Below are 20,161 nucleotides of genomic sequence, written 5' to 3' on the forward strand. Positions count from 1 at the left end.
CAAAGTCAGCAAGGCTCCTTCCATCTGGGGGAAGAACAGTTATGGGCTTGGCCCTCACCTTGGCGGTGGGGCTGTCCATGTTTGCAGGAATCGGGTCGGCACAGGCGGCAAAGAAGGCGGCAGTGGTTGCGGAAGACCCTGGACCGGTAGGCAGCTTCTCCTGGGAAGGCTTCAACTGGCAGAAGCGTTTCTGGGGTGGGGCTCCGATGTACAACGGAAGCTGGGATGCCAACAACGTCAGCAACCCTGACGCCAACGGGTACGTGAAACTCTCCATCAGCAACCCCACGGGCAATGCTCCGGTGGGCGCTGAGTTCCAGTCGACGCGTGAGGGCTTCGGCTACGGAACGTACAGCACCACGGTGGAGAAGGACGTCAGTTCCCTCCAGAAGGAAGTGGTGTGGGGATGTCTTTTCACCTACGATCCCAACGCAGTGCCGGGCTACACCGAGATCGATCTGTGTGAGGCGTCCGCCTGGGGCGGCGGCGCAGCATACGGTGAAAACTGGCCGGTGACGCAAGGGCATGGCTACTGGTTCGATGCCACGAAGCCTCCGGGCCAGGGCAACAACACGGTGACCTTCGACGTAACCAACGCGCCGATCCTGACGCACCGCATGGTGTGGGAGCCGGGCAAGATCACCTTTGAGACATTCGCCGGCGAGGGGTACTCCGGAACCCTGTTGAAGCGCACCGTCCTTCAAGGATCCACCGTTCCGGTCCCGGCCAAGGAACAGATCCACTTCAACCTGTGGGTTACGGGCGGAGGCGGTGGCGACGCCGCGCACGTGGCTCCCGAGTCCGTGACCATCCGTGATTTCTCCTTCGTCGCCGGCATCCCGTTGACCGCCCCCACGCCCACGGTTACTGGCACAGCCGCAGTGGGCAACACGCTGACCGCCAACCCGGGGACCTGGACGGCCGGTACCAGCCTCGCGTACCAGTGGTACCGGAACGGCACGGCGATTTCGGGTGCCACGGCTTCCACCTACTCCCTTGCAGCAGCTGACCAAGGCACCAAGCTGACGGTCCGCGTGACGGGCACCAAGACCGGCTACGCAACCACCACCAAGGAATCCGCGCAAACGGCAACGGTGGCCGCCGGAACGTTGGTGGCTCCGACACCAACCATCTCCGGCACGCTGACCGTCGGCTCCACGCTGACCGCCAACACCGGAACCTGGACTACGGGCACCACGCTCACCTACCAGTGGTACCGGTCCGGCGTCGCAATTTCCGGTGCGACCGCCAAGACCTACACCCTGGTGGCCGCCGACCAGGCGGACACCATGATGGTCCGGGTTACCGGCACCAAGCCCGGCTACACCACCGTGGCCAAGTATTCGGCCGCCACGGCGGTGGTCAGCTAGGTCCAAGGCATGCAGCAAGCCCGCATTTGTGTCGCGCTGGGGGCATCCGACACAACTGCGGGCTTGCTGGGCTTATATGGCTAGGCCTTCTCTGCCCGGACCGGAACGATCCGCTTGATGGCCAAACCGAGGGCCAGCATGGCGAAGGCTGCGAGGGCGAACCAGAACAGGTCGCCGGCGCCGGTCATGGCGAGCGTTCCGGAACCCGTGGCTCCAACGAAAGCTCCGGCCGCGGGTCCTGCTGGGTTGTTGTACATGGGGGATTACCAAACTTTCTTTCGGTTGAATGCTGCATCCAGGTAGGCCTTGGCGTGCACGGCCTGCAGGAAGATATCGATGACGGTTTCGTACATGGTGGCGGCCAGAAGCATGTACCTCCAGCCCCTGAGACGCACCGTGATGATGCGTTCCAAAACAAAGATGCCGGTGACGGCAACCCAGAATGGCTGCAAGTTCAGGCCCATTCCGGTAGCGAGGGCAAAGATGATGGAGCCGAAGTACGCCGCGGTAACCACGACGCCGATCATGGACAGGAACTGCCGGCCCCAGTAGGCGCGGGTCACCTTGGTCCAGCCGTACTGGACGCAGTTTTCCACCGCACCCCGCTTCCAGCGGAGGCGCTGGGCCCACAGTTCCTTCCACGTGGGCATGACCTCGGTAACGAGGGTGCAGTTGGACGGCGAGGCGATGCGATAGCCGAGGGTCAACAACGCGAAGGAGAGCTCGTTGTCTTCGGTGAGTACGGACGTGTCGTAGACGCCGCCTTTGCCGTTGCCGGGAGGGAGGGTTCCCTCAAGGCGGGCGGCAACAACGTCGCGCAGGGTCTTGACGCGGAACAGGGCTGCCGTGCCGGTGACCACCAGGCACTTGCCGTGGAGCCGCTTCACATCGCGGGCGTAGCGGGCGTATTCGTTGCGCTGGAGGTGTCCAACGAAGCCGCCGCCAGGTCCGCCGCTGAAGACTCCACCAACGGCGCCGAGCAGGTCGTCCTTGAGGAGGTTTGCCGTGGCGTTCTCGATGAAGTCCAGTGCCAGCTGGGAGTCGGCGTCCTGCACCAGGATCAAGTCTTCGGGATCGGCCTCCGGCAGCAGGGTGCTGAGGGCGTAGTTGAGGGCGCCCGCCTTCTTGTCCTTGTTGCCAACGGTACGGAGAACTTCGACGCCCTGGGCAAGCGCGAGTTCCTCCGTGTCGTCGGTGCAGTTGTCGGCCACCACGATCACGCGGTCCGGGCGCCGGGTCTGGTTTCCCAGCGAGACCAAGGTGTCGGTGATGCCGGCGGACTCGTTGTGTGCCGGGACCAGGACCGTGACCACGCCGCCAGCGGCGCGGTGGGCACCGTGGCGCAGCTCGGCGTCCGTGTCCGGCCTTGCTGCCTGCAGGGTTTGCGTGCTCATTGCAGATCCTTTTCGTTCGTCCTGGCGTGCTGACACCCTTAGATTTCCAAGGCCAACACAAGAAACGACCCGCCAAAGGATCAAGAAAACATCAAGCTTTTCTGCAAATTTGCACTTTCGCGTTCGCAAGCTGTGCATAACTCCCACGCGTGTCGAGCACAGGGAGAATACTGCTTACGCGTGTAACCGTTCGGTGGCATGATGGAGTATGAGCACGATAAAGTGAGCATGAGCGCAAAAATTGAGCTTGAGCACTCTATGGAAGGCCGAACAATGATGGCTCACGATCTCACGAGCCCGATGGACGTCGCCCGAGCGATTCGTATGCAGCGCACATCGCTTGGTCTAACCCAGCAGCAAACTGCCGACGCGGCCGGCGTGTCCCGCAAGCTAGTTGCTGACATAGAGGCCGGCCATCCGCGGGCTGAGCTTGCGAAACTTTTGCAGATCTTGTTGGCGTTGGGTTTGTCTCTCACTGCCCGTAGCGCCGAAACGGAGAACGCCGCCCGGCTTCAGTTGCGCGGCGCCGATGACCTGAATCCTAGAACCAGAGACTACGAAGCCATTTTTGGCTATCTGTTGAAGAAACAAGACTATGAGTTCGCACTCAAACAATTAGCGGAGTATGTAACCGCCTCCCTTGCTGAGGAACAGCCGCTCCTTCAAAATCGGCCCTCGCTGGCCAGCCCCGAGTGGGTGGCCGCTTTGGCGGGGGCTACTGATTACGTAGCTCGCAGGCTTGGCCAAGACAGTCCTGCATGGACGGCCGTACCGCGGTTAGGTTTTCCGTGGTTCGTCGCTGAATCCTATCGGCCGGTCGGGGACAAGATGAAGGAACTGACCAAGCAACAGACACCGCCTGAGCTTGCCCACTTGAATGTCTACATACGGGAACGGGGCTTGATCAACGCATGAGCCGTGCTGCGTTGGACGCGAGTCTGATCCGCGTTCTCCTCCAGGAATTGGCGGATCGGCTCGAGTCCAAGGGCATCGCCGGGGACATTCGCTTGGTTGGCGGTGCAGCCCTCATCCTCCAAGGCATTTCTGTCCGGATGACTACCGACATTGACGCAAGCTACGCGGAAGCTGAGGCTGTGGACCTGGTTGTCAGCGAGATGGCCCGGGACTATGGCTTGGAGAAGGACTGGTTAAACTCACATTCCTCCGCATTCGTCCCCGACGGTGCAACGTGGGTCGCCTTGGAACCACTGGGTGCCTTGAAGGTGCACGCTGCTGACACCCGTACGTTGCTCGCTATGAAGATTGCTGCAGAAAGGGAAAAGGACATCCCCGACATAGCCCGCCTGCTGGCCAATCTGGGAATATCCAGTCCTGAGGAAGCAGTGGATCTGGCGTACGAAAAGTATGGCGAGCACGCAATTCCGTTGGCTGCTGGCAGGGATAACTACTTGATCGTCGTTGAGGAAGCGATGGCTGCCACCCCGCTGTTGCCAGGAGCCGATGCTTCCCCTCCCGCCGTTTGGGTTGCTCCCCACACCCGCCACGGACGTCTGGTTCGGGGTCATTACCGTCGACGCCCCGACGGCGATGTTCCAGTTGGCGAGCTCTAAACGACAGCGGACGACGCCGGTCAAGTACCGGCGTCGTCCGCTTTTGTCTGCTTGGGCTGCTTTAGCGGCTCAGGCTGACGGTGAAGGTTTTCGGTCCGCTGAGCGTCACAGCGATGCCGCAGTTTTCTGCGGTAGCGCGGGGGGTGAGGTCCCGGATGGCGGCATCGATGGTGTGGTCGATCGCTGCCTTGTCCCAGATTTTCAGCGTGATGGAGTCAGTATGTGTCGTCATTGTCAGTACTTTCACTCAGGCTGTTGAACAGCCCCAAGCCTCTTCGCCCGGGGCCGCATCCTCGTCGGTGAGGTTGCTGATTCAGCTTGGATGGGAACGAGTTCCCTCATTCATGGTTCATGCTGCCCACCCTGAATGACAAGCCAAACGGCACAAGTGTGACCGATTACACGCTGCTCTTTACTCTGTGTAACCGGTGCCCTCGCTGCGCTCCCGCCAGCCATCTACTTGTGCCCGCATGGCTTCCTCGACGGCGTTGTATGCGTAGACGGCGTCAGCGCCCAGGAGCAGGAAGGCGGGCGTTTCGGGAGCTTCCACGGCGTTGATGATGAGTTCGGCTGCTTTGTCCGGGTCGCCCTGCTGGGTCCCGTGGACGGTGTCGTTTTCCTTGCGGCGCTTGCCGGCGGTTTCGGCGTAGTCTCCTATGGCCTCGGCCGACTGCGTCAACGACCGTCCAGCGAAGTCCGTCCGGAAAGCGCCCGGTTCCACGGCCGTAACGGAGATTCCCAAGGGCGCCAGTTCCTTCTGCAGGGATCCGGAGATGCCTTCCAGCGCAGCTTTGGTGGCCGAGTAGTAGCCGGAGCCGGGCGGGCAGATCCTTGCGCCGATGGAAGAGATGTTCACGATCGCGCCGGAGCGGCGTGAACGCATGCCGGGAAGGACGCCCTTGATCATGGCCACGGGGCCGAAAACGTTGGTGTCGAACAGCGCCCGGACGTCGGCGTCGTCGCCTTCCTCAATGGCGGCGCGGTAGCCGTAGCCGGCATTGTTGACCAGCACGTCGACGCCGCCGAAGCGTTCCTCAGCCTGCTTCACCGCGTTGTCTATCTGGGATTGTTCGGTGACATCCAGCGCCACGGCGAGGGCCGTCGTCGGGAATTCAGCGGCGAGGTCCTGCAGTGCTTCGGTGTTGCGCGCGGTGACCACCGCGTTGTCACCCTTCGCAAGGACGGCTTGCGCGAGTGCGCGGCCAAGTCCGGTGGAGCAGCCTGTGATGAGCCAGGTAGTCATGTTGTTCCTTTCATGGATTGTCCTCTTCCACTGAACGCTACTTCGGGGCCCAGTGGGAGTGACCCGTCATACGGGTACCGGGAGTGCCTGTCAGCCCACATGCACCCAAGGACGGCGGCTCACATCAGGCTCGGCTTCGCGCAGGACTTCGCGCGTCACGGGCGCAATCTCGCCCTCGCCAAGGAACAGGAAACGCAGCAGGTTGGTGATCGGGTTTCCCTCGGTCCAGCGGAAGTAGATGTGCGGCATGAGTCCGGTGACGTCGCGGATATGGAGCAGCACGGAAGCAATCGTGTTCGCGATGACCGGACCGTGGACTTCGAGGATGCGGTAGCCGTGCCGTTCGATGCCTTTGACGTACAGTTCCGTTTCGAAATCGGAGGTGTCGTCCAGCACCACCTCCAGGAAGATCCCGTGGTAGTTCAACGGCAGGTGGCTGACTTCGATGGCAGAGACGAGTTTGTGGTGGTACGCCTCGGCCGTGAGCCTGCGTGGTTCGTGGGCGATGAGCCTGATGGGGCCGGAGTCGTCGTCGAGGATGAATTCCAAGGCCTGGCGGTCCAGATGGACGTGCGTGGCATGCAGTTCGAAGGACCTGCGTACGCGCGAAAGCAGGGAAATTCCGATGATGCCGGCAATGAAGACCGCCGCGATGCGGATGCCCTCGGGCCGTTCCACGACGTTGGCCACGGTGGTGTAGACGAAGACGGCGGCTATGGCACCGAACGCGAGGGTCCGCTTGCGTTGATGACGACGGCGGGCGGACAGTGTGACGGCGACGGCGGCTGACGTCATGAGCACCAGGACGCCGGTGGCGTACGCGCCGCCCTGGGCATCGACGTCGGCATTGAAGACCACGGTGATGAAGAATCCGACGAGCGTAAAGACCATGACGAGGGGGCGGACAGCCTTGGCCCACTCGGGTGCCATGCCGTAACGGGGCAGGTACCGGGGCACCAGGTTAAGCAGGCCGGCCATGGCGGAAGCCCCGGCGAACCACAGGATGGCGATGGTGCTGATGTCGTACACCGTGCCGAAGCCAAGGCCCAGGTATTCGTGGGCGAGGAACGCGAGCGCCCTGCCATTTGCTTGCCCTCCCGGTTCGAACTCGTGCTCCGGAATGAGGACCACCGTGGTGAAACTCGAGGTGATGAGGAAGGAGCTCATGATCAGGGCGGCCGTGGTCAGCATCCGCCGGGTGCCCCTGATACGGCCTTTCGGCTTGGAGTCCGTGTCATCGGGATCGCCTTGGACCTGCGGCATCACGGCCACACCGGTTTCGAAGCCCGAGAGGCCAAGGGCCAGCTTGGGAAAAACGATCAGGGCGATCGCCACTGCCATGATCGGGTTGCCGTGGGACGTCCAGAGAAGCTCCCACCAGTTGCCAACGGCCGTGGGATGCGTGAGCACCTCCACCACTGTTGTCGCGACCACCACCACATTGAGGCCGAGGTAGAGGACCACCAGGACCACGGCCACGCCGATCGCTTCCTTGAAACCGCGCAGGAACACGGCGGCGAGAAGGGCCAGCAGGACCAGCGTGACCAGCACGTTTTGGCCTTGCAGCCAGGACGGCATCACCGGGTTTTGGATGAGGTGGGCGGTGGCGTCGGCCGCGGACAGGGTCATGGTGATCATGAAGTCGGTCGCGGCAAAACCCAGGAGCACCAATACCAGGAGCTTGCCGCCCCAACGGGGGAGCAGGCGCTCCAGCATGGCGATCGACCCCTCGCCCCGTGGGCTCTCACCCGCCACCCGACGGTAGACGGGCAACGCGCCAAGGAGCGTCACGGCGACGAGCACAATGGTGGCCAACGGCGAAATGACGCCCGCGGCGAGGGCTGCGATGGCTGGTTGGTAGCCCAGCGTGGAGAAGTAGTCCACGCCCGTCAGGCACATGACCTGCCACCAGTGGTGCTTCTTCTCGTGGGCGGTAGTCACGCCACCGGGCCCTTGATGACGGCCCTTGCTGTCCTGCAAACCAAACAAGAGCCAGGAACGGAACGACGTCCAACCGCCGGGCCTGGGGGCCGATGGGTCCGCGGGTGGCCTGCTCAACGTAGTCATGGCTTTCCTCCCAGCCCGACGCTCCTCGATGTGAGCTGAACATAGCACCGCGAAGGGTGCTTAGTATCGGGTTGGGCGGATTCTTGATGAGTCCTTAACGCTGCAGGTCCAGCGTGTAGACCACCAGCTGCACCTTCGGTGCGGGGCGGGGCTTCTCCCGATCCGGCCTGCGCACATAGCCGAGCCGCCGGTACAGCCGTTGGGAGGTTTCGTTGTCGACGGCGGTGTCCAGCACCACGCGCTTGGCCCCTTGGGCGGCAGCAAGCCTCGCAGCCTCGTCCATCAACCGCCGGCCAAGGCCCGTGCGACGGGTTTCGGGCAAGACCGCCAAGAGCCTCAGCTCCGCTTCGGCCTCCTCTGCCTGACGGCTCAGGTGGGAGCCGTAGGGCAGCAGGCTGGCGGTTCCCACGAGCCGTCCGGTTTCCACGTCCTCGGCAACCAAGAGGATGCCTTCCTTGGCACGGGCTGCGGCGTCGAGCAGAAGGTTCAGGCGCTCGCTGTCGGGCTGGCTTGCGCCGGGAAGATGGTGGCCGAAGCCTTCGTACGTGAGCCGCCCTACGCCGTCGTACTCTTCGTTGCGGGCCTCGCGGATCACATAGGTGCCGGTGGCAGCAGTCTGTTGGATGGTCATGGTGGTCCTTTCGGCCCGATCCTCTCTCACGAAACGTCCCTTTCGGCCCGATCCTCTCTCACGAAACGTCCCTTTCGGCCCGATCCTCTCTCACGAAACGTCCCTTTCGGGTGGATCCTCTCTCACGAAACGTCCCTTTCGGGTGGATCCTCTCTCACTGCGGGGGAACATCAGAGGTCACCCACGCAGTCAAGTCGCAGGTCTCGTCACTACCAGCTTTTAGAGCGCTCGGGCGGTCGGGTGAGAGAGCGGTTGGTTGAAGGGGTGGTTTGGTGAGAGAGCGGTTGGTTGAAGGGGTGGTTTGGTGAGAGAGCGGTTGGTTGAAGGGGTGGTTTGGTGAGAGAGCGTTGGGGGTAGGGGAGGGTTGCGGTCATGCGGTCATGCGGCCAACGGTAGGATGCCGGAGAACACCTGCCAAAAGCGTTGAGCAACGCGTCGTTTCATGTGCTGATGCGTCGCGGGCAACGAAACAAACGGGTCACAAAAGTAACCCGGATTAACGCCCCTTAACCGGGTGACTCGCGATGCGCCGGCACACGCGAGGCAAGCCTAGAGTCACAAACATGGGTACAAACGCCAAACGTTCCGCCCTTTGGCTTTGCCTGGGAGCGGGATTCATCACGCTGCTGGATCAATCGGTGTTTGTGCTCGCGGTCCCGGCGATGTCAGCCTCGCTGCACGCAGATCCCGGTTCGGTTCAATGGATCCTGGCAGCCTACTCGCTGGCATTCGGAGTAGTCCTGGTCCCGTCGGGCAGGCTGGGTGACATCGTCGGAAGGCGCACCCTCTTCATCGCGGGCATCACGGTGTTCGGTGCCTCGAGCTTGCTGGGTGGACTGGCCACCGACCCGTCGCTGGTGATCGTGGCCCGGCTCCTTCAAGGACTCGGCGCCGGCACCCTCAACCCGCAAGTGCTGGGCCTTTTGCAGGACATCTACACAGGCCACGACCGCGCCAAAGCCCTTGGCGCGTACGCCGCAGCCGGTGGTTCCGCTGCCGTGTGCGGCCCGCTCATCGGCGGCTTTGTGCTCTCCTTGGGTGATCCTTCGATCGGTTGGCGCATCCTTTTCCTGGCGAACGTTCCACTGGTGATGATCCTGGTGCCGCTCGCGTTCTTCCTGCTGCCACGGGCGGCAGGCGCCCGTCGAGCCAACACAGCAGGAACGGCACACGGCAGCAGCCGCAAACCATCCATCGACATCCTCGGCGCCCTCCTGCTCGGGGGAGTCGTTGTGGCCTCCCTGATCCCCACGATTTACGGCTCCGGCGTGGTTGCGGTGACCTCCCTGGGCATCGGCGCCGCGGCATTGTTGGCCTTCGCAGGCTGGGAGATCCTGTACCACCGCCGCGGCCGGACCCCCTTGCTGAGCGCGTCCCTCGCCACGTCCAAGGGGTACGCCCTGGGAACGGTGGTGGCGCTGTGCCAGTTCGGAGTGGGCGCGGGAATGGCAGCGGTGACGTCCTTCTACTTCCTCTCCGGCACCGGCATGGCACCCTTGGCCGCCGCGGCCATCCTTGCCCCGCAAGCCGCCGGGATGCTGCTGGCGTCGAGTTTCAGCTGGCGCTTCGTGGCCCGCTATGGACGTGGCGGCATAGTTTTTGCGCTCGTCGGGAGCCTCGCGACGCTCGTAGCCAAGGACGGGTTCGTCCAACAGTTCGACGGCGGAACAGCGGCACTTGCCGTCGCCGTCGTCGGGCTTTTGCAGGGGGTGGCCACAGGCCTGGTGGTGGCACCCAACCAAACCCTCACGCTGGGCCATGCGCCGGCCGGAGCCGCCGGCGTGGCCGCGGGTTTCTACCAGCTCAGCCAACGGTTCGCCGCGGCACTGTGCTCGGCGGCGGCGGCCGGCATGTTCCTCCAAGCCCATGGTGCCGTCACGGGCGGAGCAGCGAAGGACGCATTCCACCAGGGCATCCTCATGTGCTGCGTCCTGCTGGGCGTCGCGTTGGTGGCCGGCGGACTCGACTGGCTCCGCGAGGCGCGCAACCCCGGAAACGAACGTGCCGTCGTCGTGGTTTCCGTGAAGGAAAGCACGACGACGGCAACGGAACCAACCGCCGGTGGCCCGGTTTCAGCGGGCCCGACGTCGGGAGGTACTCAGCGCTCGGAGGCCACCGAATCGGTGGACGCCTGAGCGGTTTCGGCGGGCGGGGCCGTGGGGCCGGTGGTGGGGACGCCGGCGTCGCGGAGGGCCGGGAAGCCGCCATCCACGTGCACGGCGTTGGCGTACCCCAGGACCTTGAGCTTCTCAGCGACAGGACGCGAGCCGTTCACGGAGCCGCAGAAGACCACGATCTTCTGGTCGGGCCCGGTGACCTGGCTGAGGCGGTGAGGCGAATCCGGCGCGAAGTCTTCCGCAACGTGCTCCCGGTTCACGATCACGGCGCCGGGTACTGCGCCGGTGCTGGCGCGGCCGCCTTCGCTGCGGACATCAATGAGCAGGACACCCTCTTGGATCAACGCGGCAGCTTCCTCCGCGGTGATGAGCTGGGTGTCTTCCTGGGTTTCGGTCGTTTGCGTAGTCATGGTGCTCCTTTTTTCGGTGTGGGTCATGGACAGGTTCTTCAGAGGCCCCAGGCCTCGGCGAGCAACTGATAGGAGTTCTCGCGGTCGGCGGGGTCATGGGCGATCGTCGTGATCAACAGTTCTTGGGCTCCGGTGGCACGTTGCAGGGTCCGCAGGTTTTCGCTCACCTGCTGCGGGTCGCCCACAAAGCGGGTGTCCAGCCGGTCCTTGACCAATGCTTCGGCTTCGGCGTCCAGGGTGAATTCGGTGGCGTCATCGGGCGATGGATACGGCACGGCACCTTGGCCGCTCCGGATTCCGTGCACCCACTGGGCGTAACCGCGGGCCAGCCGCCTGGCACTGAACTCCTCGGGGGCCACCAGGACGTCGGCGGAGACGATCACGCGCGGTTCCTGGAGCGTCGCCGAGGGCTTGAAGTGGGCCCGGTATTCCGCGATCGAGTCCAGGACGGTGGCCGGGGCCACGTGGTAGTTGGCGCCGAAGGGGAGGCCAAGCTTGCCTGCGAGCCTGGCACTGGGTCCTGCCGTGGAGCCGTGGATCCAGAACTGGGGTGCCTGGCCCAGGGCGGGCGTGGCCGTGACTTCCTCGCCGTGCTTGGTGCGGTAATCGCCCGTGAAGAAGCCGATGATGTCCTGGACATCGTTTTCGAAGTTGTCCGTGTCCCCGGGGAAGCGGCCCAGGAGTTCGCCTTGCAGCCGGAATTTTCGGGGCAGGACCGCGCCGAAGATCGGGCGGGGTGCCGGGACAACCAGGCCGTCCACCACTCGTTCGCCCGGCTCGTCCACAGCATCCGGCGCCACGAAACCCGGGGCCGGCTCGCTGGGGGACTTGGGCGGACCCGAACGGCCAAAGCCCAGGTCCAGCCTGTCCGGGAACACGGCGGCGAGGGTTCCTATGCTCTCCGCAATCTGCAGCGGACGGTAGTTGCCCAGCAGGGTTGCCGCCGTGCCCACCCGGATGGTCCGGGTTGCCGATGCCACGAGGCCCGCCAGGATGTGCGGGGCCGAACCTGCCACGCCGTCGTTGAGGTGGTGCTCCGCCAGCCAATAGCGCGAATAGCCCGCTGCTTCGGCGGCGACGGCCAGCGCGATGGTGCTCCGCAGGGCGTCGCCTGAACTCTGGTGGGCTGAGACGGGACTGAGGTCAAGGACTGACAGGGGGGTCACGGATGGCTTCGGCATGTCATGACACTACGGACGCCCACGGCGGTGCCAAAGCCCGGTTGTCACCCGGCTCAACTGGGCTACATGGTGCTCAATCCGGCGCAACGGAAAGTCACACCGGGCTCCCGGAATACCGGAAAATGACGAACTTGGCAGCCCTTTGACGCGGTGTTTCCCGCGTTGACTCCGCGCGTCGGGACCGTTTGTACATTCCTTGGAGCTGCTCCTAGATTCAATCCCAGGTCAAGAGTCAGCACGCCAAGGACCGGCTCGTGCTGCGGCAACCCTCAGGCATTAAGTGGCGGGGTGCTCCGGAAACAGACCTGGCCGCATGTGCGGCAAGTGAATGTCAACCGGCCGCGTGGCGGCCTCTGAAAAGAGAGAATCATGCCTTCCAACTCTGTACCCGAATTCCGTTCACGTGTGGTGGCCTTGGAGCTCGACGGCGATGGAGCCCACCCGGCTGCATGGCGAAAGGCCCTACATGAGCCGCAGGCACTGTTGGGGGGCCAGCGGATCCGTGAGACCGTCCAGGCGGCGGACATTGCGGGCTTCCATCTGGCCACCTTCAAGGACACGCGCGTTGTGGACGCCGGCAGCACCGGTATCGCCGGACGGCTCGACGCGATCCAACGGGCCGCCTTCGCCGCCCCCATCACCAGTTCGCTTGGACTGGTACCGGAAGCCGGAACGCTCTTCACTGAGCCGTTCCATGTGGCCACTCAACTGGCAAGCCTCGACTACTCCTCCCACGGCAGGGCCGGCTGGTTGGTGAACGCGGCCAACGTGGAGCAGGAAGCGCGTTCGGTGGGCCGGACACCGCTGCCGGCGCATGAAGCAACAAGCGAAGCAGCCGACGTGGTCCAAGCCAGCCGCAGGCTCTGGGATTCCTGGGAAGACGACGCCGTGATCCGCGACGCAGCCACCGGGCGCTACCTCGACCGGAACAAGCTGCATTACGCCGACTTCGAGGGCGAGCGTTTCTCGGTGAAAGGCCCGTCCATCATTCCGCGTCCGTTGCAGGGCCAGTTGGTGGTCTTCGCCCCCGCCGGCCTGCTTCCCGCCGTCGAAGCTGATGTGGCACTGGTGTCCGCGGACACCGCCGAAGCCCTCCCGCAAGCAGCCCAGGCAGCAGCCGCGGCCGGTGCGCCGCGGACCCTCGTGGAACTGGACGTCATCCTTGATTCCCGGGGCCAGTCTGCCGAGGACCGCTTGGCCGAGCTTGACGCGTACCAAGAATGGCAGGGCGGCGCCCGGTACGTCGGCGACGCGCAGGGCCTCATCGACCTCCTCACCACCTTGTTTGCGGCCGCCGACGGGGTCCGCCTCAAGCCTGCCGTCCTGGACATCGACCTCCCTGAGCTGGCCCACAAAGTTCTGCCCGCCCTGCACGAGAGCGGCCTGGTGGTTCCACCGGCTCCAGGATCAACGCTTCGTGAAGCGTTCAGCCTTCCCCGCCCCGCCAACCGCTACGCAGCGGCCTGAATGACGCGCACGCCCCGCCCAGAGCAACACATCCAGAGAGCAGAACCATGACCAAGCATCACCGCATCGCAGGCAACGGGCAGATCCAGTTCGGCGTCTTCTTCCAAGGCGTCAACCACACCACGGTCTGGAAGGACCCGGCCAGCGGCTCGCAGACTGACTTCGAGTCCTTCCGCCGCGTCGCCCAGACGGCCGAGCGTGGCCTCTTCACCGCCTTCTTCCTCGGAGAAGGGCTCCGCCTCCGTGAACACCTCGGCAAGATCCACGACTTCGACGTCGCAGGCCGCCCCGACGCGCAGACCGCCCTTGCCGCGCTCGCAGCCATCACTACCAACATCGGTTTGGTGGCAACGCAGAACACCACGTACAACGACCCCGCGGACCTTGCCCACCGCCTCGCCAGCCTGGATCTCCTCTCCGGCGGCCGGGCAGCGTGGAACATCGTCACCACGGACAACGCATGGACCGGTGCCAATTTCAGGCGCGGCGGGTTCCTCAAGCACGAGGACCGCTACATCCGGGCCGAAGCGTTCGTCCAGACGGCAAAGGCAATTTGGGATTCCTGGGCCGACGGCGCAATCGCCGGGTCCCGGAGTGACGCCCGCTGGCTCCGCGAGGACGCCATCAGTACGGTGAAGCGCAACGACCAGAGCTTCGACGTCGAGATCACCGGCCGGCTTCCCCGCTCCAGCCAGCACCACCCGGTGTTGTTCCAAGCTGGCGATTCGCCGGACGGCCGCGATTTCGCGGTCCGGAATGCGGACGTCATCTTCTCCGCGCACCCCGAACTGGGGGACGCCAAGAAGTTCCGCGAAGACATCGTTGCCAGGACCCTCAAAGCCGGCCGCCCGGCAGACGACGTCAAGATCTTCCCCGGCCAGGAGTTCATCCTCGGCGCCACGGCTGCCGAAGCCGAGGAGAAGCACCAATGGGTCCGTTCGCAGCAGGTTGGTCCGGAAACCGCCATTGCCTACCTCGAACAGTTCTGGGGCCGCACGCTTACTGAATATGACCCCGACGGCCCCTTGCCGGACATCGACCCCGTGGTTGACGTCACCAACCCCACCCGTGGCAACGCCTTCCACGGCAAGAGCGCCAAGGAACTCGCAGCCCAGTGGCGTGACGAGGCCAAGGACAAGCGCCTGTCCATCCGCCAGTTCGTGGCTGCCCGCTCCCGCCTGAATGGCCGGGGACTGGTGGGCTCCTACGACGACGTCGCGGACAAGCTCGCCGAATACGCCCACACCGGAGCCGTTGACGGTTTCAATATCACGCCCTGGATTGTTCCGTCCGGGCTCGACGAGATCGTCAACGAACTCGTCCCCAGGCTCCAGGACCGCGGCGTCTACCGCACCGAATACGAAGGCAGCAACCTCCGCGAAAACCTCGGGCTTCGCGAGCCCCTCACCCGTCGCGGCTCCCTCACCAGCACCCAACTCACCGAAAGCGAAAACGTCGCATGAGACTCCCCAAACCATCTGCCGCCCGCGGCGCAAAGAAGCCTGCCGCCGTTGTAAGCGTCCTGGGAGCCGTTGCGCTCCTGGCCTCCGCCTGCGGTGGAGGGGCCGACGCCGGTGCGCAGCAAAGTGCCGCCGCCTCACCCGTGCCGGGTGGGAACCTGAGTTTCGCGGTGTCCGTTGACCGTGGCTGCATCGACCCGCAGCAGGTGGGCAACAACGACGCGATCGCGATTGCCAGGCAGACCGTGGCGTCCCTGACGTCGCAGGACCCGAAGACCGGTGAGATCGTGCCTTGGCTCGCGGAGAAGTTCGAAAACAACGCGGACGCCACGAGCTTCACGTTCACCCTCCGCACAGGTGCCACGTATGCCGACGGAACGGCGATTGACGCTGCCTCGGTCAAGACCAACTTTGAAGCCATCAAGGCCCTCGGCGCCAAAGCCACCCTGGGCTCCACGTACCTCAGCGACGTCAGCGCCATCACGGTGAAGGACCCGCAGACGGTAGTAGTGGACTTCTCCAAGCCGAACGCCCAGTTCCTCCAGGCCACGTCCACGTTCACGCTGGGGCTCTTGTCACCGGCATCGGCCAAGTTGTCCGAGGCGGACCGTTGCGCCGGCAAGTTCTCCGGTTCGGGCCCCTTCAGCGTGAAGAGCTACACCGTGGACAAGGAAGCCGTCCTGGAACGCCGTACCGGTTACAGCTGGCCATCGTCCACCAACAGCAACAAGGGCGAGGCGTACCTGGACACTGTCACGTTCAAGATCATCCCTGAGGCCGGCAACCGAACGGGAAGCCTGCAGTCGGGCCAGATCGATGCCACGGCGGCGATCTCCGCGGCAGACATCCAACTGTTCAGCGGCAACGGGTTCTGGAACGAAACCCGCGCCAACCCCGGAGTGGTCTACAACCTGTACTCCAACGAGTCCAACCCCAAGCTGAAGGAAACGGCCGTCCGGCAGGCGATTTCCAAGGCCATCAACCGCGAGGAAATCACCAAGACCCTGCTGACCGAGGCAGACCAGCCCGCCAAGGGCGTCCTCTCCCACACCACGCCGTACTTCAAGGACTACAGTTCGCTGTTGGCCCATGATCCGGATGGCGCCAAGAAGCTCCTGGACGACGCCGGCTGGAAGGCTGGCGCCGACGGTATCCGCGAGAAGAACGGTGAGAAGCTCTCCTTCAAGGTCACGTACTGGCAGTCGCCCAAGGAGGTCCTGGAACTCATCCAGCAGCAGCTCAAGGAAATCGGCGTGGATCTGCAGCTCAAGTTCACCACCATCGCCGACGTCACGGCCGCCCAAGCGGACAAGACCTATGACTTCTCCTACGGCAACCTGACCCGAAGCGACCCGGACGTCCTGCGCACGGTGTTCGCCTCCAACACCGCCCGCGGCGGAAGCAACCTCCGCGACAAGCTCCCCGTGGACGATGTCCTGGGCGAGCAGGCCGCTGCCTTGGACAAGGACGCACGCCAGAAGCTCGTGGACGAAGCACAGGAGGCCCTGATCAAGGACGCCCACTCCATCCCGTTGTACGAGCTGTCCACCACGATCTCGGCAAGCGACAAGGTGCACGACCTCAAGTTCGAGGCCTCCAGCCGACTGGACTTCTACGACGCCTGGCTGAGCAAGTAGGCAAGCCGTGATCCGCTACATCGGCCAACGGTTGCTGCAGGGAGCGTTCGTTCTCTGGGCCGCCTACACCGTGTCCTTCCTGATCCTGTACTTGCTGCCCGGCGACGCCGTGAGCATTATGGCCAGCGGCGACGAGCAGAACGCCGTGGACCCTGCGCTCGTGGCCAAGCTGCGCAGCGAGTACGGGCTGGACCGGCCCATCCATGAGCAGTACTTCGTGGCCTTGTTCAAGGCCCTGCAGCTGGACTTCGGTGTCTCCATCAAGAACGGAGTTCCCGCGACGGCAACCGTGGCCGAAGTCCTGCCGGAAACCATCAAGTTGGCAGTAGCGGGTTTCGCCCTGGCGGTCCTGCTGGGGAGCGCGTTGGCAGTGGTTGCGGCATTCAGCCGCAACCGCTGGATCCGTACGGCGTTCTCCTCGCTTCCGCCGCTGGGCATCGCGGTGCCTACGTTCTGGATCGGCTTGCTGCTGCTGCAGTTCTTCTCCTTCCGCTTCCGCTTGTTCCCCGCGATAGGGAACGACGGCGGCGAGAGCCTTGTGTTGCCTGCGTTGACTTTGGCGATACCCACGTCGGCCGTGATCGCCCAGCTGCTGACCCGCAGCCTGCATCAGACACTCGGGGAACCGTACATCGAACAGATCCGGGCGAAGGGTGCCGGCGAGGTGCTGGTGAACTTCGGCCACGCCTTGCGGAACGCAGCCATTCCCACGCTGACCATGCTCGGCATCCTGGTGGGCAACCTGCTGGCCGGAGCCGTGGTGAGTGAGACGGTGTTCTCCCGGGCTGGGGTTGGCAGGCTGACTGTCACAGCGGTGAACAGCCGGGACATCCCCGTCGTCCAGACCCTGGTGGTTCTGGCAGCCGCGATCTTTGTGATCACCAGCCTGATCGTCGACCTGATCTATCCACTCGTGGACCCGCGCATCAACACCGCGCGCGGGGCCAAGGCCTAGGAGGGCCAGCATGTCGCAGCAACTTGATACCCGGGTGGATGGCCCGGCGGCTACCGCTGTCCTCCTGCAACCCGCCACGCCTGAGGAGACCGTGAAAGGCGACCGTCCGTCGTCGGGAATCCAGTGGCGAGCGTTGGCGCGCAAAGCTGCGGCCCGACCCGGATTGGTGCTTTCCGTTCTGGTGATTGCCCTCGTGATCCTGTGGGCCCTGATCCCCACGGCGTTCACGTCCTGGCCACCGGACACGGGTGTTCCTTCGGCCCGGCTTAAGCCGCCTTCTGCCGAACACTGGTTCGGCACGGACAGCCTGGGCCGGGACCTGTTCTCCCGCGTGGTGCACGGCTCGGCGACGTCGTTGGCGGCAACGGCCGTCGCGGTGGCAGTGGGACTCGTCGCCGGATCGGCACTGGGCCTGCTGGCAGGTTCCCTGCGGGGGTGGGTGGACGATGCGATCATGCGCGTCATGGACGTCCTCCTGGCCATCCCGAGCCTGTTGCTTTCTCTCGCACTCATCACGGTCCTGGGGTTCGGCACCATCAACATCGCCATCGCCGTGGGCGTGGCGAGCGTGGCAAACTTCGCCAGGATCATGCGTGCTGAGGCCCTCCGCGTCAGCACCGCCGTCTATGTGGAAGCTGCCCGTTCGGCCGGAGTCAGGTGGCACAGCATCCTGCTCAGGCACGTCCTGCCCAACGCTGCCGGCCCCGTGCTGGCTCTGTCCGCTTTGGAGTTCGGCATGGCTGTGTTGTCCATTTCCTCCCTGAGCTTCCTCGGGTTCGGGGCTCCGCCGCCCGCCGCGGAATGGGGATCGCTCGTGGCCGGAGGCCGCGACTACCTCGTTGCCGCCTGGTGGTTGGTGACGCTGCCGGGCGTGGTGATTGCCGCCGTCGTGCTTTCCACCAACCGCATTTCGCACGCGTTCCAGGACGCTGAAAGGAACCGGAAATGAGTGCGTTGCTGCGCGTTGATGGTTTGAAAGTTGACTACGTGGTGGACGGTTCGCCGCGGACGGCTGTGGACGGGGTGTCGTTCGAGGTCAACGCGGGCGAGGTTGTGGCGATCGTGGGGGAGTCCGGCTCCGGCAAGACCACCACCGCCCACTCCATCATCAACCTGCTCCCAGGAAATGCCCGCTTCGCTTCCGGCAGCGTCACCTTCGACGGCACCGACCTCACCAAGCTGACCCGCAAGGAATGGCAGGGCGTCCGGGGCAAAGAGATCGGGCTGATTCCGCAGGACCCCACGGCGTCGCTGGACCCGCTGCAGAAGGTGGGGGAGCAAGTGGCGGAGGCCCTGACCATCCACCGCCTGCAGCCGCGGAAAGAGGCGCGACGCCGGGCCGTTGGGTTGCTGGAGGAGAGTGGCATCCGTGATGCCGCCACTCGCGCGCGGCAGTATCCGCACCAGTTCTCGGGCGGCATGCGGCAACGTGTGCTCATTGCCACCGCGCTTGCCGCGCAACCGAAGCTCGTGATTGCGGACGAACCCACCAGCGCCCTGGATGTCACCGTCCAACGGCAAATCCTGGACAACATCGCTGCGCTGACCGCCGAGCGGGGCACAGCCGTCCTCTTGATCACGCACGACCTCGGTGTTGCCGCGGATCGGGCGGACCGGATCATTGTCATGCGGCAGGGCGTCATTGTGGAGGAGGGGACGGCGGCTGACGTGTTGGGCAACCCGCAGCACAGCTACACGCAGCAGCTCATCGCCGCAGCGCCGGGACTCAGTCCGCGGAGGTTGCGTCCGGTTGCCGCCACAGCTCCGAGGGAGGGTTCGACGGCGGTACCCGACGTCCCGCTGGTCCGGGCCACGGCGTTGCGGAAGGAGTTCGCCCTTCCCCGCGCCGCTGGCGGCGCCCGTTTCTTGACGGCCGTGGACGACGTCTCCCTGGACATCCGCCGTGGCGAAACGCTGGCTTTGGTGGGGGAGTCCGGCTCGGGCAAGAGCACGGTGGCACGTTTGCTGCTGCGGCTTGAGAAGCCGACGTCGGGTTCGGTGGTGTTCGACGGCGTCGACCTCGCTTCGGTGCGTGGTGAACGGCTGCGCCAACTCCGTCGGCGCTTCCAAGTGGTGTTCCAAAGTCCTTATGCCTCGGTGGATCCGCGCTTCTCTGTGGAGGAGATCATCGCGGAACCGCTCCGGGCCTTTGGTGAGGGCTCGGCTGGTGAGCGGCGGGAACGGGTGCGCTCGTTGCTGGCGGAGGTCCATTTGCCCGCCGACTATGGATCCCGGAAGCCGGCGGAGCTCTCCGGAGGGCAGCGGCAGCGCGTGGCGATTGCCCGGGCCCTGGCCTTGAAACCGGAACTCGTGGTGCTGGACGAAGCCGTGTCCGCCCTGGATGTTTCCGTGCAGGCGCAGATCCTTGCCCTCTTGGTGGAGCTGCAGGAACACGAGTCGTTGAGCTATCTCTTCATTTCCCACGACCTCGCCGTGGTCCAACAAATCTCCGACCGCGTAGCCGTGATGCAGTCCGGCAAGCTCGTGGAGATCGGTGACGCCTCAGACGTTCTGGTCAACCCTGCGGAGGAGTACACGAAGGCCCTGATCTCCGCCATCCCCGGACGCTCTCTCACGTAACCGCACCTTCCCGGCGTCGCTCTCTCACGTAACCGCACCTTCCCGGAGTCGGGCGCTCTCCCCCGGGAGGGGGCGGGG

The 20,161-nt window shown here is 64.5% G+C and carries 18 protein-coding genes and 1 riboswitch; of the genes, 10 read left to right on the forward strand and 8 right to left on the reverse strand.

The window, feature by feature from the left end; all coding sequences use genetic code 11:
- Positions 1–41: 41 nt before the first annotated feature.
- Positions 42–1,370, forward strand: a complete 1,329-nt coding sequence (locus tag ACFVSJ_RS21695; RefSeq protein WP_387439164.1) for a hypothetical protein — start codon at positions 42–44, stop codon at positions 1,368–1,370.
- A gap of 80 nt (positions 1,371–1,450) precedes the next feature.
- On the opposite strand, the gene ACFVSJ_RS21700 is transcribed toward ACFVSJ_RS21695, so the two are convergent.
- Together ACFVSJ_RS21700 and ACFVSJ_RS21705 are read right to left on the reverse strand one after the other, a co-directional pair.
- A complete protein-coding gene (locus tag ACFVSJ_RS21700) occupies positions 1,451–1,627 on the reverse strand; it encodes a hypothetical protein (RefSeq protein WP_387439165.1) in 177 nt (58 codons plus the stop codon).
- A gap of 6 nt (positions 1,628–1,633) precedes the next feature.
- Positions 1,634–2,764 (reverse strand): glycosyltransferase, encoded by a 1,131-nt coding sequence (locus ACFVSJ_RS21705; protein WP_387439166.1) that lies wholly within the window; start codon positions 2,762–2,764, stop codon positions 1,634–1,636.
- Positions 2,765–2,992: 228 nt separating this feature from the next.
- Between ACFVSJ_RS21705 and ACFVSJ_RS21710 the strand changes: the two genes are divergently transcribed.
- Both ACFVSJ_RS21710 and ACFVSJ_RS21715 read left to right on the forward strand, forming a co-directional pair.
- A complete protein-coding gene (locus tag ACFVSJ_RS21710; RefSeq protein ID WP_387439167.1) occupies positions 2,993–3,679 on the forward strand; it encodes a helix-turn-helix domain-containing protein in 687 nt (228 codons plus the stop codon).
- Positions 3,676–4,335: a DUF6036 family nucleotidyltransferase gene (locus tag ACFVSJ_RS21715; RefSeq protein WP_387439169.1), complete on the forward strand. Its 660-nt coding sequence runs from the start codon at positions 3,676–3,678 to the stop codon at positions 4,333–4,335. Before ACFVSJ_RS21710 ends, ACFVSJ_RS21715 begins: the two co-directional genes overlap by 4 nt.
- A 61-nt stretch (positions 4,336–4,396) precedes the next feature.
- Here ACFVSJ_RS21715 and ACFVSJ_RS21720 read toward each other — a convergent pair whose 3' ends face one another.
- The 4 genes from ACFVSJ_RS21720 to ACFVSJ_RS21735 all read right to left on the reverse strand — a co-directional run bounded on the left by ACFVSJ_RS21720 (position 4,397) and on the right by ACFVSJ_RS21735 (position 8,276).
- A complete protein-coding gene (locus ACFVSJ_RS21720; RefSeq protein ID WP_347108458.1) occupies positions 4,397–4,567 on the reverse strand; it encodes a hypothetical protein in 171 nt (56 codons plus the stop codon).
- Between the two features lie 180 nt (positions 4,568–4,747).
- Positions 4,748–5,578 carry an oxidoreductase gene (locus ACFVSJ_RS21725; RefSeq protein WP_387439170.1) on the reverse strand — a complete coding sequence of 277 codons (831 nt, stop codon included), beginning with the start codon at positions 5,576–5,578 and terminating at the stop codon, positions 4,748–4,750.
- Between the two features lie 90 nt (positions 5,579–5,668).
- Positions 5,669–7,645 carry an amino acid transporter gene (locus ACFVSJ_RS21730; RefSeq protein ID WP_387439171.1) on the reverse strand — a complete coding sequence of 659 codons (1,977 nt, stop codon included), beginning with the start codon at positions 7,643–7,645 and terminating at the stop codon, positions 5,669–5,671.
- Positions 7,646–7,739: 94 nt separating this feature from the next.
- Complete coding sequence (locus ACFVSJ_RS21735; protein WP_387439172.1) at positions 7,740–8,276, reverse strand: GNAT family N-acetyltransferase; 537 nt, start codon at positions 8,274–8,276, stop codon at positions 7,740–7,742.
- 563 nt (positions 8,277–8,839) lie between these two features.
- Here ACFVSJ_RS21735 and ACFVSJ_RS21740 point away from each other — a divergent pair.
- The gene (locus ACFVSJ_RS21740; RefSeq protein ID WP_387439173.1) at positions 8,840–10,411 is read left to right on the forward strand and encodes an MFS transporter; all 1,572 of its coding nucleotides are present in this window, start codon (positions 8,840–8,842) and stop codon (positions 10,409–10,411) included.
- Here ACFVSJ_RS21740 and ACFVSJ_RS21745 read toward each other — a convergent pair.
- Both ACFVSJ_RS21745 and ACFVSJ_RS21750 read right to left on the reverse strand, forming a co-directional pair.
- Positions 10,375–10,803 carry a rhodanese-like domain-containing protein gene (locus tag ACFVSJ_RS21745; RefSeq protein ID WP_387439174.1) on the reverse strand — a complete coding sequence of 143 codons (429 nt, stop codon included), beginning with the start codon at positions 10,801–10,803 and terminating at the stop codon, positions 10,375–10,377. The genes ACFVSJ_RS21740 and ACFVSJ_RS21745 overlap by 37 nt on opposite strands.
- Positions 10,804–10,841: 38 nt before the next feature.
- The gene (locus ACFVSJ_RS21750; protein ID WP_387439176.1) at positions 10,842–11,984 is read right to left on the reverse strand and encodes an LLM class flavin-dependent oxidoreductase; all 1,143 of its coding nucleotides are present in this window, start codon (positions 11,982–11,984) and stop codon (positions 10,842–10,844) included.
- A gap of 223 nt (positions 11,985–12,207) precedes the next feature.
- Positions 12,208–12,317, forward strand: a riboswitch (SAM riboswitch).
- Between the two features lie 36 nt (positions 12,318–12,353).
- Here ACFVSJ_RS21750 and ACFVSJ_RS21755 point away from each other — a divergent pair.
- The 6 genes from ACFVSJ_RS21755 to ACFVSJ_RS21780 are packed head-to-tail and all read left to right on the forward strand — an operon-like array spanning position 12,354 to position 20,083.
- A complete protein-coding gene (locus ACFVSJ_RS21755) occupies positions 12,354–13,451 on the forward strand; it encodes an LLM class flavin-dependent oxidoreductase (RefSeq protein ID WP_387439177.1) in 1,098 nt (365 codons plus the stop codon).
- Positions 13,452–13,498: 47 nt separating this feature from the next.
- Complete coding sequence (locus ACFVSJ_RS21760) at positions 13,499–14,914, forward strand: NtaA/DmoA family FMN-dependent monooxygenase (protein WP_387439178.1); 1,416 nt, start codon at positions 13,499–13,501, stop codon at positions 14,912–14,914.
- A complete protein-coding gene (locus ACFVSJ_RS21765) occupies positions 14,911–16,548 on the forward strand; it encodes an ABC transporter substrate-binding protein (RefSeq protein ID WP_387439179.1) in 1,638 nt (545 codons plus the stop codon). Before ACFVSJ_RS21760 ends, ACFVSJ_RS21765 begins: the two co-directional genes overlap by 4 nt.
- A 7-nt stretch (positions 16,549–16,555) precedes the next feature.
- Positions 16,556–17,503 (forward strand): ABC transporter permease, encoded by a 948-nt coding sequence (locus ACFVSJ_RS21770; RefSeq protein WP_387439181.1) that lies wholly within the window; start codon positions 16,556–16,558, stop codon positions 17,501–17,503.
- Positions 17,504–17,513: 10 nt separating this feature from the next.
- Positions 17,514–18,452 carry an ABC transporter permease gene (locus tag ACFVSJ_RS21775; RefSeq protein WP_387439182.1) on the forward strand — a complete coding sequence of 313 codons (939 nt, stop codon included), beginning with the start codon at positions 17,514–17,516 and terminating at the stop codon, positions 18,450–18,452.
- Positions 18,449–20,083, forward strand: a complete 1,635-nt coding sequence (locus ACFVSJ_RS21780) for a dipeptide ABC transporter ATP-binding protein (RefSeq protein WP_387439183.1) — start codon at positions 18,449–18,451, stop codon at positions 20,081–20,083. The genes ACFVSJ_RS21775 and ACFVSJ_RS21780 overlap by 4 nt, the downstream gene beginning before the upstream one ends.
- The last annotated feature ends 78 nt before the right edge of the window (positions 20,084–20,161 follow it).

Source organism: Paenarthrobacter sp. NPDC058040 (assembly GCF_042885775.1).
In the GTDB taxonomy this organism is placed as follows: domain Bacteria; phylum Actinomycetota; class Actinomycetes; order Actinomycetales; family Micrococcaceae; genus Arthrobacter.

Bases quoted from the DNA above. Each gene is read 5' to 3' on its own strand.
- ACFVSJ_RS21695 (WP_387439164.1), top strand. From the start codon at position 42: ATGGGCTTGGCCCTCACCTTGGCGGTGGGGCTGTCCATGTTTGCAGGA.
- ACFVSJ_RS21700 (WP_387439165.1), bottom strand. From the start codon at position 1,627: ATGTACAACAACCCAGCAGGACCCGCGGCCGGAGCTTTCGTTGGAGCC.
- ACFVSJ_RS21705 (WP_387439166.1), bottom strand. From the start codon at position 2,764: ATGAGCACGCAAACCCTGCAGGCAGCAAGGCCGGACACGGACGCCGAG.
- ACFVSJ_RS21710 (WP_387439167.1), top strand. From the start codon at position 2,993: ATGAGCGCAAAAATTGAGCTTGAGCACTCTATGGAAGGCCGAACAATG.
- ACFVSJ_RS21715 (WP_387439169.1), top strand. From the start codon at position 3,676: ATGAGCCGTGCTGCGTTGGACGCGAGTCTGATCCGCGTTCTCCTCCAG.
- ACFVSJ_RS21720 (WP_347108458.1), bottom strand. From the start codon at position 4,567: ATGACGACACATACTGACTCCATCACGCTGAAAATCTGGGACAAGGCA.
- ACFVSJ_RS21725 (WP_387439170.1), bottom strand. From the start codon at position 5,578: ATGACTACCTGGCTCATCACAGGCTGCTCCACCGGACTTGGCCGCGCA.
- ACFVSJ_RS21730 (WP_387439171.1), bottom strand. From the start codon at position 7,645: ATGACTACGTTGAGCAGGCCACCCGCGGACCCATCGGCCCCCAGGCCC.
- ACFVSJ_RS21735 (WP_387439172.1), bottom strand. From the start codon at position 8,276: ATGACCATCCAACAGACTGCTGCCACCGGCACCTATGTGATCCGCGAG.
- ACFVSJ_RS21740 (WP_387439173.1), top strand. From the start codon at position 8,840: ATGGGTACAAACGCCAAACGTTCCGCCCTTTGGCTTTGCCTGGGAGCG.
- ACFVSJ_RS21745 (WP_387439174.1), bottom strand. From the start codon at position 10,803: ATGACTACGCAAACGACCGAAACCCAGGAAGACACCCAGCTCATCACC.
- ACFVSJ_RS21750 (WP_387439176.1), bottom strand. From the start codon at position 11,984: ATGCCGAAGCCATCCGTGACCCCCCTGTCAGTCCTTGACCTCAGTCCC.
- ACFVSJ_RS21755 (WP_387439177.1), top strand. From the start codon at position 12,354: ATGCCTTCCAACTCTGTACCCGAATTCCGTTCACGTGTGGTGGCCTTG.
- ACFVSJ_RS21760 (WP_387439178.1), top strand. From the start codon at position 13,499: ATGACCAAGCATCACCGCATCGCAGGCAACGGGCAGATCCAGTTCGGC.
- ACFVSJ_RS21765 (WP_387439179.1), top strand. From the start codon at position 14,911: ATGAGACTCCCCAAACCATCTGCCGCCCGCGGCGCAAAGAAGCCTGCC.
- ACFVSJ_RS21775 (WP_387439182.1), top strand. From the start codon at position 17,514: ATGTCGCAGCAACTTGATACCCGGGTGGATGGCCCGGCGGCTACCGCT.
- ACFVSJ_RS21780 (WP_387439183.1), top strand. From the start codon at position 18,449: ATGAGTGCGTTGCTGCGCGTTGATGGTTTGAAAGTTGACTACGTGGTG.